At 64.6% G+C, this 13,144-nt stretch carries 1 protein-coding gene and 1 pseudogene; both read left to right on the top strand.

The window, feature by feature from the left end:
• A pseudogene (locus AC07OP_RS31500) lies at positions 1 to 8,493 on the top strand (amino acid adenylation domain-containing protein); the annotation flags it as partial.
• 10 nt (positions 8,494 to 8,503) lie between these two features.
• Positions 8,504 to 13,144 (top strand): amino acid adenylation domain-containing protein (locus tag AC07OP_RS31495; protein ID WP_495103271.1); only part of this gene is annotated, 4,641 nt, incomplete at its 3' end.

Genomic DNA, 13,144 nt, shown 5'->3' with positions numbered 1-13,144 from the left:
GGCACGCCGGGCAGCCGCGTGTATCGCAGCGGCGACCTGACCCGTGGCCGTCCGGATGGCGTGGTGGATTACCTCGGGCGTGTCGACCACCAGGTGAAGATCCGTGGTTTCCGCATCGAACTGGGGGAAATCGAAGCGCGTCTGCGTGAGCAGGACAGCGTCGGTGAAACGGTGGTCGTGGCCCAGGACGGCCCGACCGGAAAACAGCTGGTGGCCTATGTGGTTCCGGTGTCCGCCCCGTCCAACGAAGCCGAGTTCCGTGACGCATTGCGTCGCGCACTCAAGGCCCGCCTGCCGGACTACATGGTCCCGGCGCATTTCATCTTCCTGGCGCAAATGCCGTTGACCCCCAACGGCAAGCTCGACCGCAAGGGCCTGCCGCAGCCGGATGCGAGCCTTATGCAACAGGCCTATGTGGCGCCCGAGACCGAGCTGGAACAGCAGATCGCCACGATCTGGGCCGACGTGCTGCGCCTGCCGCAGGTTGGCTTGAACGATAACTTCTTTGAAGTGGGCGGCCACTCCCTGCTGGCCATCCAGATCACCTCCAGGGTCCAGGCCGAGCTGGGCCTGGAAGTGCCGCTGGTGGAAGTGTTCCAGACTGAAACGCTGCGCGCCTATGTGCAGGCGGCTGCCACCTTCCGCGCCGGCAGCGCGGAAGACTTTGATGATCTTCGTGACTTTTTGAGCGAACTAGAGGCGATTTGACCCATGCTTTCCAACCCTAATATCGATCTGGTTTCGCGCTTTCTTCGCCTGCCTCTGGAACAGCGCCAGCAGTTCTACCAGCGCCTGCAAAGCCGGGGCATGAGCTTCGCCCAGTTGCCGATTGCCTCGATCCGCGAGGACGGCCGGAAACTGCCGTTGTCATACGCCCAGGAACGGCAGTGGTTTCTCTGGCAGTTGGACCCGGACAGTGACGCGTATCACGTCCCCGGCGCCCTGCGTCTGAGCGGCCAGCTGAACAAGGCCGCCCTGCAGCGCAGTTTCGACACCTTGGTGGCGCGCCATGAAAGCCTGCGTACACGCCTGCACCTGGAGGCCGAGGCACGTACTCAGGAGGTGCTGGCCCACGGGGTGGTCGAGATCGCCGAAAGCGCAGTCGACGAAGCGCAGCTCAAGGCCTGTGTCGAAGCCGAAATCGCCCGTCCCTTCGACTTGCAGCAAGGTCCGTTGCTGCGGGTCAGTTTGCTCGCAGTGAGTGAAGAGGAGCACGTGCTGGTGCTGGTGCAGCACCATATCGTCTCCGATGGCTGGTCGATGGGTGTGATGGTGCAGGAGTTGATGCAACTCTATGCTGCCTACAGCCAGGGCCAGGACTGTGCGTTGGCGCCGCTGCCGATCCAGTACGCCGACTATGCGCTGTGGCAACGCAGCTGGATGGAAGCGGGGGAGAAGGCCCGTCAACTGGCGTATTGGCGCGAATTGCTCAGCGGCACGCAGCCGGTGCTGGAGTTGCCGTTCGACCAACCCCGCCCGGCGCAACAGAGCTTCCGTGGCGCGCGTCTGGACATCGCGCTGGAACCGGCACTGGTGGCAGGATTGAAAGCCCTGGCCCAGGGCGAAGGCGTGACGATGTTCATGCTGTTGCTGGCCTCGTTCCAGGCGTTTCTGTACCGCTACAGCGGCCAGCAGGACATCCGCATCGGCGTGCCGATTGCCAACCGCAACCGGGTCGAGACCGAATCGCTGATCGGCTTCTTCGTCAATACCCAAGTGCTCAAGGCCGACCTCGATGGTCACATGAGCTTCGCCCAGCTGCTGCAGCAGACCAAGCGCCGTGCGCTGGAGGCCCAGGCCCATCAGGACTTGCCGTTCGAGCAGTTGGTGGAAGCCCTGCAACCGGAGCGCAGCCTGAGCCATAACCCGCTGTTCCAGGTGATGTTCAACCACCAGGCCAATTCACCCGCCGCCGCGCAGCAATTGCCGGGCCTGCGCGTGGCCAACCTGGAATGGGACAGCTACAGCGCCCAGTTCGACCTGAGCCTGGATACCCAGGAAAGCGGCGACGCGATCTGGGCGTCCCTGACCTACGCCACCGACCTGTTCGGCGCCGCCGCCGTCGCGCGCATGGCCGAACATTGGCTGAGCCTGTTGCGGGCAGCCGTGGCGAATCCTGCATCGCCCTTGCACGACCTGGCGACACTCAACGCCGCTGAGCGCGAGCAAATACTCGCTCAATGGAACGCCACCGCGCGCGACTACCCCCAAGGGCAGTGGACGCATCAGTTGATCGAGGCCCAGGTGCAGGCGCAGCCGGATGCACCGGCGTTGCGCTTCAATGAGGTGTCGCTCAGTTATGCCGAGCTGAACCGCCGCGCCAACCGCCTGGCCCATCGCCTGATCGAGGCCGGAGTGGGGCCGGACGTGCTGGTCGGCCTGGCGCTGGAGCGCTCCATCGAAATGGTCGTGGGCCTGCTCGCGGTGCTCAAGGCCGGTGGCGCCTACGTGCCGCTGGACCCGGAATACCCGCGCGAACGCCTGGCCTACATGCTGGACGACAGCGGGGTGAAACTGCTGCTGACCCAGGCGCACTTGCGTGAACAGCTGCCGATTCCCCAAGGCCTGGAAACCCTGGTGCTGGGCGAGTCTGCCTTCGAGGGCTACAGCGACGCCAACCCAGGCATCGCCCTGGACGGCGAAAACCTCGCCTACGTGATCTACACCTCGGGCTCCACCGGCCAGCCCAAAGGCGCCGGCAACCGTCATTCGGCATTGCTGAACCGCCTGCAATGGATGCAGGAAGCCTACGGCCTTGACGTCAGCGACACGGTGCTGCAAAAGACCCCGTTCAGCTTTGACGTGTCGGTGTGGGAGTTCTTCTGGCCGCTGATGAGCGGTTCGCGTCTGGTGGTTGCCGCGCCCGGTGATCACCGTGATCCGGCCAGGCTGATCAACCTGATCAATCAACAGCAGGTCACCACGCTGCACTTCGTGCCGTCGATGCTGCAGGCCTTCCTGCAGGATCCGGCGGTGTCGACCTGCCAAAGCCTGCAGCGCATCGTATGCAGCGGCGAGGCCCTGCCGGTGGATGCCCAGCAGCAGGTCTTCGCCAAGCTGCCCCAGGCCGGGCTCTACAACCTGTACGGCCCGACCGAAGCCGCCATCGACGTGACCCACTGGACCTGCGTGGACGAAGGCCGCGATGCCGTGCCGATTGGCCGCCCGATCGCCAACCTCGGCTGCTACATCCTCGACAGCCACTTCGAACCCGTACCGGTCGGTGTGCTCGGCGAGTTGTACCTAGGCGGCATCGGCCTGGCCCGGGGTTACCACCGCCGTCCGGCCCTCACTGCCGAACGTTTTGTCGCCCACCCGTTCATCCAGGGCGAGCGCCTGTACCGCACCGGCGACCTGGCACGCTACCGCGCAGACGGCGTGATCGAATATGCCGGGCGTATCGACCATCAAGTCAAGCTGCGCGGCCTGCGCATCGAGCTGGGAGAAATCGAAGCGCGCCTGCTGGAACACGCGTGGGTGCGCGAGACCGCCGTGTTGGCGGTCGATGGTAAATACCTGGTGGGCTACCTGGTGCTGCAGGACGCTGGCGATGATTGGCGCGAAGTCCTCGGCGCCCATCTCGCCCAGCAGTTGCCGGACTACATGGTGCCCGCCCAATGGGTGCTGCTGGAGCAGATGCCTCTGAGCCCCAACGGCAAACTCGACCGCAAGGCCCTGCCCAAACCCGAAGCCACCCACCACTACGAAGCTCCGCAAAGTGCCCTGGAGCAGCAGATCGCGGCGATCTGGGCCGAAGTGCTGGGCGTCGATCAGGTGGGCTTGAACGACAACTTCTTCGAGCGCGGCGGTGACTCGATCATTTCAATCCAGGTGGTCAGCCGCGCCCGCGCCGCCGGTATCCATTTCACCGCCAAGGCGTTGTTCCAGCACCAGACCGTGCGCAGCCTGGCGCGGGTGGCGCAGTTGCAGGTTGCCCAGGTGTTTGACCAGGGCCCGGTGCAGGGCGAGACGCCGTTGCTGCCGTTCCAGCAGTTGTTCTTCGAGATGGACCTGCCGGACCGCCACCACTGGAACCAGTCCTTGCTGCTGATGCCACGCGAGCCGGTGCGGGCAGATCGGCTGCAAGCGGCCTTGCACGCCATTGTCCACCACCATGATGTGCTGCGCCTGAGCTTCAGCCAGGCCGGCGAAGGGTGGCGGGCCGAGCATGCAGACGCCAGCCCTGAAGTGCTGTGGCAGGCCACGGTGGCGGATGCCGACGAGCTGGCCGCGCTGTGCGAAAAAGCCCAGCGCAGCCTCGACCTGCAACAGGGGCCTTTGTTGCGTGCGGTGCTTGCCGAACTGGCCGATGGTTCCCAGCGCCTGTTGCTGGTCATGCACCACCTGGTGGTGGATGGCGTGTCCTGGCGGGTGTTCCTCGAGGACCTGCAAAGCCTCTACCGCCAACAGCCGTTGCCGGCCAAGACCTCGTCGTTCAAGGCCTGGGCCGAGCGTTTGCAGGCCCATGCCCGCAGCGAAGCGGTACAGCCGCAAAAAGACTTCTGGCTGCAACAGCTCCAGGACGTGCCGACCGATCTGCCCTGCCGTGATCCCCAAGGCGCGCGTCCTGGCCGCCTGGCGCAGACAGTGGTCAGCCGACTGGACGCCGAGCACACCCGGCAATTACTGCAACAGGCGCCTGCGGCCTATCGCACCCAGATCAACGATCTGCTGCTGACCGCCCTGGCGCGTGTCATCTGCCAGTGGACCGGGCAGGCTTCCAGCCTGATCCAACTGGAAGGCCACGGCCGTGAAGACCTGTTCGAGGATATCGACCTGACCCGTACCCTGGGCTGGTTCACCAGCCTGTTCCCGGTGCGCCTGACCCCGGCCGAATCCCTTGGCGCCTCGATCAAGCAGATCAAGGAGCAACTGCGCGCTGTGCCGGACAAGGGCCTGGGCTTCAGCGCGCTGCGCTACCTCGGCGACGAGGCCACGCGCCAGGCATTCAGCGCGTTGCCGGTGCCGCGCATCACCTTCAATTACCTGGGCCAGATCGACGCCAGCTTTGATCAGCCGGACGGTTTGTTTGTACTCGCAGCGGAAAGCGCCGGAGCCGAGCAGAGCCCGGAGGCGCCGCTGGGCAACTGGCTGACCCTCAACGGCCAGGTATTCGGCGGTGAACTGCACATGGGCTGGACCTTCAGCCCGCTGATGTTCGAGGCCGCGCAGATCGACGCCTTGAGCCAGGCCTTCAGCCGTGAGCTGACGGCATTGGTGGAACATTGCTGCACCCCCGGCAATCAAGGCGTGACGGCTTCCGACTTCCCGTTGTCACGCCTGAACCAGCAGCAGCTTGAGTCCTTGCCGCTGGCCGCCGATGGGATTGACGACATCTACACCTTGTCGCCCATGCAGCAAGGCATGCTGTTCCACACCCTGTACGAACAGGCCGCCGGCGACTACATCAACCAGATCCGCGTGACGGCCGAGGGCCTGGATGTGGCGCGCTTCCAGCAGGCCTGGGATGCCACGGTGCAGGCCCATGACGTGCTGCGCAGCGGGTTTTTCTGGGAGGGCCAGCTGGAGTGGCCCTGCCAGGTGGTGTACCGCGAGGCCCGGCTGCCCATCGAACTGCTCGACTGGCGCGCCATGCCGGAGCCTGAGCTGGCGTTGCAAGACCTGCAGCAAGCCCAGCGTCGCCAGGGTTTTGAGCTGGCCAAGGCGCCGCTGGTCCGTCTGGTGCTGGTGCGCACCGACGAGCAACGCCATGAGCTGATCTACACAAGCCATCACATCCTGATGGACGGTTGGAGCAATTCGCGCCTGTTCGGTGAAGTGCTGCAACGTTACGCCGGTGTGGCGGTGCCCGACGCGGCCGGACGCTATCGCGATTACATCGGTTGGTTGCAGCAGCGTGATGCCGGTGCGACCGAAACCTTCTGGCGCGAGCAGTTGAGTGCACTGCAAGCGCCGACTCGCCTGGGCCGCAGCCAGCCCATGGCGGCGGACGGGCACGGCGAGCACGCGCTGAGCCTGGATCGCCCGCTGACAGGGCGCCTCGAGGCCTTCGCCCGCAGCCATAAGGTCACGCTCAACACCCTGGTCCAGGCGGCGTGGCTGGTCCTGTTGCAGCGCCATAGCGGGCAGGCGGTGGTGTCGTTCGGTGCCACCGTGGCCGGGCGCCCGGCAGACCTCGTGGGGGTGGAGCAGCAGATTGGCCTGTTCATCAATACCCTGCCGGTGATCTGCGCAGTGGAGGGCGAGCAAACCGTGGCCGACTGGTTGCAAAGGGTGCAGGCGCAGAACCTGGCCTTGCGCGAGCATGAACACACCGGGCTGTACGATATCCAGCGCTGGGCCGGACAGGGCGGTGAAGCCTTGTTCGACAATATCCTGGTGTTCGAGAACTACCCGGTGTCCAAGGCCCTGGAACAGAGTGGCGGCAGCGGTATCCGTTTTGGCCTGCCGGAGTCCCGCGAGCAGACCAACTTCCCGCTGACGGTGCTGGTGGACGTCGGTGACACGCTGTCGGTGCAGTTCAGCTTTGCGCGTGCGCATTTCGACCCGGACACGGTGCAAACCTACGGCCGCCATCTGCTCAATCTGCTGCAAGCCATGCTCGAGGGCGACCAGCAGCGCCTGGGCGAACTGGCGATGCTCGATGTGGCCGAACGCCGGCAAGTGGTACAGGACTGGAACGCCACGGCGCGGGACTACCCGTTGCAGCACGGCGTGCATCAGCTGATTGAACAGCAGGTGACGCGCACGCCGGACGCCACGGCACTGGTGTTCGCCGAGCAGCGCTTGAGCTACGTCGAGCTGAACTGCCGCGCCAACCGCCTGGCCCATCGCCTGATCGAAGCCGGCGTAGGACCGGACGTGCTGGTCGGCCTGGCGGTGGAGCGTTCCATCGACATGGTCGTCGGCCTGCTCGCGGTGCTCAAGGCCGGTGGCGCCTACGTGCCGCTGGACCCGGAATACCCGCGCGAACGCCTGGCCTACATGCTGGACGACAGCGGGGTGAAACTGCTGCTGACCCAGGCGCATTTGCGTGAACAGCTGCCGATTCCCCAAGGCCTGGAAACCCTGGTGCTGGGCGAGTCTGCCTTCGAGGACTACAGCGGCGCCAACCCAGGCATCGCCCTGGACGGTGAGAACCTCGCCTACGTGATCTACACCTCGGGCTCCACCGGCCAGCCCAAAGGCGCCGGCAACCGTCATTCGGCATTGCTGAACCGCCTGCAATGGATGCAGGAAGCCTACTGCCTCGACGCCAGCGACACGGTGCTGCAAAAGACCCCGTTCAGCTTCGACGTGTCGGTGTGGGAGTTCTTCTGGCCGCTGATGACCGGTTCGCGCCTGGTGGTCGCCGCGCCGGGGGATCATCGTGATCCGAGCAAACTGGTGCGCCTGATCAATGCCGAGCAGGTCACCACGCTGCACTTTGTCCCGTCGATGTTGCAGGCCTTCCTGCAGGAGCCGACGGTTGCGACTTGCCATACCCTGCACCGCATCGTGTGCAGTGGTGAAGCGTTGCCGGTGGACGCCCAGCAGCATGTTTTCGCCAAGCTGCCCCAGGCCGGGCTCTACAACCTGTATGGCCCGACCGAAGCCGCCATCGACGTGACCCACTGGACCTGCGTGGACGAAGGCCGCGACGCCGTGCCAATTGGCCGCCCGATCGCCAACCTCGGCTGCTATATCCTCGACAGCCACTTCGAACCCGTACCGGTCGGCGTGCTCGGCGAGTTGTACCTCGGCGGCATCGGCCTGGCCCGGGGTTACCACCGCCGCCCGGCACTCACTGCCGAACGTTTTGTCGCCCACCCGTTCATCCAGGGCGAGCGCCTGTACCGCACCGGTGACCTGGCACGCTACCGCGCAGACGGCGTGATCGAATACGCCGGGCGTATCGACCATCAGGTCAAGTTGCGTGGCCTGCGCATCGAGCTGGGAGAAATCGAAGCGCGCCTGCTGGAACACGCGTGGGTGCGCGAGACCGCCGTGCTGGCGGTCGACGGTAAATACCTGGTGGGCTACCTGGTGCTGCAAAACGCCGGGGACGACTGGCGCGATGTGCTCAGCGCCCATCTCGCCCAGCAGTTGCCGGACTACATGGTGCCCGCCCAATGGGTGCTGCTGGAGCAGATGCCTCTGAGCCCCAATGGCAAACTGGATCGCAAGGCCTTGCCCAAGGCGGACGCCAGCTTGCACGCACGGGCGTACGTCGCGCCGCAGAGCGAGCTGGAGCAGCAGATCGCCGCGATCTGGGCCGAAGTCCTGGCGGTACCGCGCGTGGGGTTGAACGACAACTTCTTCGAACTGGGCGGGCACTCGCTGCTGGCGACCCAGGTGGTGGTGCGCCTGCGCGAGCAGTTGCACGCCGAATTCGACGTCAAATCGATCTTCACCACCCCGACCCTGGCCGATTTCAGCGCCTATGTGGCAGGCCAGCAGACAAATAATTCGCCGGTGCAGGACGCATTGGCTAAATCCTTGGAGGCTCTCAAACGTCTATCAGCAGAAGATTTGGATAAATTGACTTCCTGAGGGGCGTGGCGTGCAAGCATTAATCGAGTCGGTAGGGTCACTTTCGGCGCAGCAAAAGAAAGCGTTGGCGGTAATGCTCAAGCAGCAAGGCATCAACCTGTTTGAGATTGCCCCGGTTTTCAAGCGCCAGGAAGGTGAGCCTCTTCGGCTCTCTTATGCCCAGGAGCGGCAGTGGTTTTTGTGGCAGTTGGAGCCGCAGAGCCCGGCCTACCATCTGCCGCGCGCCTTGCGCTTGAAAGGCCGCCTGGACCGGGCGGCCTTGCAGCGCAGCTTCGATAGCCTGATCGCCCGCCATGAAAGCCTGCGTACTCACTTGCAGCAGGATGCCGACCAGTTGCTACAGGTGGTCAGCCCCGAGTTGGCGCTGGAAATCGCCTTTGAAAAGGCTGACGCGGCGCAGCTTGAGGCGCTGGTGCAGGCCGAAGTCGCCAAGCCCTTCGATCTGCAACAAGGCCCGTTGCTGCGGGTCAAGTTGCTGCAATTGGCAGCAGATGAGCACGTATTGGTGCTGGTGCTGCATCACATCGTCTCCGATGGCTGGTCGATGCAGGTCATGGTCGACGAGTGGGTGCAGTTTTACGTCGCGTACAGCCAGGGCCATGATGTGCGCCTGCCGAACCTGTCGATTCAATACCCGGACTACGCCTTGTGGCAGCGCAGTTGGATGGAAGCCGGCGAGAAAGAACGTCAGCTGGGCTATTGGCGCGAGCAGTTGGGCGGTGAGCAGCCGGTGCTGGAATTGCCGCTGGATTACCCGCGACCGGCGGTACAGAGCTATCGCGGTGCACGGCTCGACATGAGCCTGGATGCGGCGCTGGTCACCGGTCTCAAGGCGTTGGCCCAGCGCGAAGGCGTGACACTGTTCATGCTGTTGCTGGCCTCCTTCCAGACCTTGTTGTATCGCTACAGCGGGCAGTCGGATATCCGCGTCGGCGTGCCGATTGCCAACCGCAATCGGGCGGAAACCGAGGGGTTGATTGGGTTTTTCGTCAATACCCAGGTGCTCAAGGCCGACGTCGATGGGCACATGACATTCAGTGCGTTGCTGGCCCAGGTCAAGCAGCGTGCATTGGAGGCCCAGAGTCATCAGGACCTGCCCTTCGAACAGCTGGTCGAGGCGTTGCAGCCCGAGCGTAGCCTGAGCCATAACCCGTTGTTCCAGGTGATGTTCAACCACCAGACCGAGGGCCGCGGGCCGCGCGGCGAGCAGCAGTTGCCGGGCCTGGACGTAGAGGCCCTGGAGTGGGGCAGCCAGAGTGCGCAGTTCGACCTGAGCCTGGATACCCAGGAATCGCCTGACGGCATCTGGGCCTCGCTGGCCTATGCCACCGACCTGTTCGAAGCGGCGACGGTGCAGCGCATGGCCGAGCATTGGCAACGGGTATTGCGGGCGGTGGTGGGGCGCGCCGGCACTCGTATTGCCCAGCTCGGGATGCTGGTTGACGGTGAACAACGCAGCCTGCTGCAAGACTGGAACCGCAGCACGGCGGCGTTTGAAGACGTCGCGGGTGTGCACGGCTTGTTCCAGGCCCAGGCCCGGCAGCGGCCTGACGCGGTTGCCCTGTGCCTGGATGACCGGTCCATCAGCTATGCCGAGCTGAACCGCCAGGCCAACCGCCTGGCCCATCACCTCATCGGCCAGGGTGTTGGCCCGGAAGTGCTGGTGGGGGTGGCGGTCGAGCGTTCGTTCGACATGGTGGTCAGCCTGTTGGCGGTGCTCAAGGCCGGTGGCGCCTACGTGCCGCTGGACCCGCAATACCCGCGCGAACGCCTGTTGCATATGCTCGAAGACAGCGGCGTGCGCCTGGTGCTCACCCACGCCCATGTGGCGATGCCATTGCCCGAGGGCATGGCGACGGTCGACCTGGCGGATGCACGCCTGGCGCTGTGCCCTGAGAGCGATCCGCGGGTGTCCGTTGCCGCGCAAAACCTGGCCTACGTGATCTACACCTCCGGTTCCACCGGCAAGCCCAAGGGCGTGGCGATCAACCATGGGGCGCTGACCGAATTCTCCAGTATTGCCGCCGGTTACTCGCGGTTGACCGCCGACGATCGCGTGCTTCAATTCGCTACCCTGAATTTCGATGGGTTTGTCGAACAGTTGTACCCGGCGCTGACCCATGGCGCCACCGTTGTCCTGCGCGGCCCGGAGCTGTGGGACAGCGCGCGGCTGTACGACGAGATCATTACCCAGGGCATCACCCTGGCCGACTTGCCGACCGCCTATTGGCACCTGTTCCTGCTGGACTGCCTGGCCGCCGGCCCACGCGCCTACGGCGCACTTCGCCAGGTCCATATCGGCGGTGAAGCCATGCCGCTGGACGGTCCGCAGCAGTGGCTCAAGGCCGGGCTCGGTCATGTGCGTTTGCTCAATACCTATGGCCCCACGGAGGCCACTGTTGTATCCAGCGTTCTGGACTGCACGGCAGGCACCGAGCTGATGGGCGCCAGCGCCAGCCCGATTGGCCGTTCGCTGCCAGGTCGAGCGCTGTATGTGCTGGATCGCGATTTGAACCTGGCGCCGCTGGGGGCTGTGGGCGAGCTGTACATCGGCAGCCGCTGCGGTTTGGCGCGTGCCTATCTGAACCGTGCAGTGCTGACGGCCGAGCGCTTTGTACCGGACCCTTTCGGTGAAACCGGCGAGCGCCTGTACCGCACCGGAGACCTGGCGCGCTACCGCGCTGATGGCGTGATCGAGTACGTCGGCCGGGTCGACCATCAGGTGAAGATCCGGGGTTTCCGCATCGAACTGGGCGAGATAGAAACCCTGCTGCTGGCCCAGGAGGGTGTGCGCGAAGCCCTGGTGTTGGCGGCCGAAAACCAGCTCGTGGCGTATCTGGTGTGCGAGCGCCACGACGTCGACGCGCTGAAGTCGATTCTGCGTGAACAGTTGCCGGACTACATGGTGCCTGCGCACCTGATCTTCCTTGAGCGTATGCCCCTGAACCCGAACGGCAAGCTGGATCGCCAGGCGCTGCCCAAACCCGACGCCAGCCAAGCGCAACAGGTATGGGTGGCGCCCGTCACGGAGCTGGAGCAACAGGTCGCCGCCGTCTGGGCAGATATTCTCGGGGCTGAACGGGTAGGGCTGGCCGATCACTTCTTCGAGATGGGCGGCCACTCGCTGCTGGCCATGCAGGTGGTCTCGCGCCTGCGCCAGGTATTGGGCCGTGAAGTGCCACTGAAACTGGTCTTCGAGCAACCGCGTCTCGAAGGTTTCGCCACTGCCCTGCAAGCGCTGGAGGCGCGCGAAGGTGAGCAGGCACCCGCGTTGCTCGCGGTGGGTCGCGAACAGCCGCTGCCGCTGTCCTACGCCCAGGAACGCCAGTGGTTTCTCTGGCAACTGGACCCCTCCAGTGCCGCTTACCATATCCCCAGCGCCTTGCGCCTCAAGGGGGCCTTGGATATCTCGGCCCTGCAACGCAGTTTTGACGCCCTGGTGGCCCGTCATGAAAGCCTGCGCACGTGTGTGCAAGAGCACGCGGACGGTGCGCGGCAAGTGATTCGGCCCGACGCCACTGTGCCGATCCGGCTGGGCAAGGTCGACGAGGCGGATCTGCAGGCGCAGGTCGAAGCCGAGATCGCCCGTCCATTTGATTTGCAGCAAGGTCCGTTGCTGCGTGTGACCTTGCTGCACCTGGCCGAGGACGATCATGTGCTGGTGCTGGTGCAGCATCACATCGTGTCCGATGGTTGGTCGATGCAGGTGATGGTCGACGAGCTGGTGCAGTTGTATGCCGCGTTCAGCCAAGGCCGGGCCCCGCAACTGCCCGGGATGCCGATCCAGTATGCCGACTATGCCGTGTGGCAGCGTGCCTGGATGGAGGCCGGTGAAAAGGCCCGTCAGCTGGATTACTGGCGTGACCTGCTCGGCGGAGAACAGCCGGTGCTCGAGCTGCCGTTCGATCATCAGCGCCCGGCGCAACAGAGTCATCGCGGCGCGCGCCTGGACGTGCCGCTGCCGGCCACCCTGGCCGCCGAACTCAAGGCCCTGGCCCAGGCACAGGGCGTGACCCTGTTCATGTTGCTGCTGGCCTCGTTCCAGACGTTGTTGTACCGCTACAGCGGCCAGCAGGATATTCGGGTCGGTGTACCGGTCGCCAACCGCAATCGCGTCGAAACCGAGCGGCTGATCGGCTTCTTCGTCAACACCCAGGTGCTCAAGGCCGATATCGATGGGCAGACCACCGTTGCCCATTTGCTGGCCCAGGTCAAACAGCGTGCGCTGGACGCCCAGGCCCATCAGGACCTGCCTTTCGAGCAACTGGTCGAGGCGCTGCAGCCCGAGCGCAGCCTGAGCCTCAACCCGCTGTTCCAGGTGATGTTCAATCACCAGGTCGAAGGGCGTCCAGGGGATGAGCCTCAATCCCTGGCCCACCTGCGTATCGAAGGCTTGGCGTGGGACCGGCGTACCGCACACTTCGACCTTGACCTGGATGTTCAGGAAGGTTCGGACGGGCTCTGGGCGTCACTGGGGTATGCGACCGATCTGTTCGAGGCCTCTACCATCGAGCGCATGGCCTGCCATTGGCAGAACCTGTTGCAGGCGATGGTTGCCGATCAGCAGCAGCTCATCAGCCAACTGAACCTGCTGGACCAGGATGAGCAACGGCACATCCTTCAACTGTGGAACCAGACCGATGCCGGCTTT

The organism is Pseudomonas sp. GW821-FHT09D08 (assembly GCF_059416305.1).
This window is presented reverse-complemented; position numbering and strand designations above follow the sequence as displayed.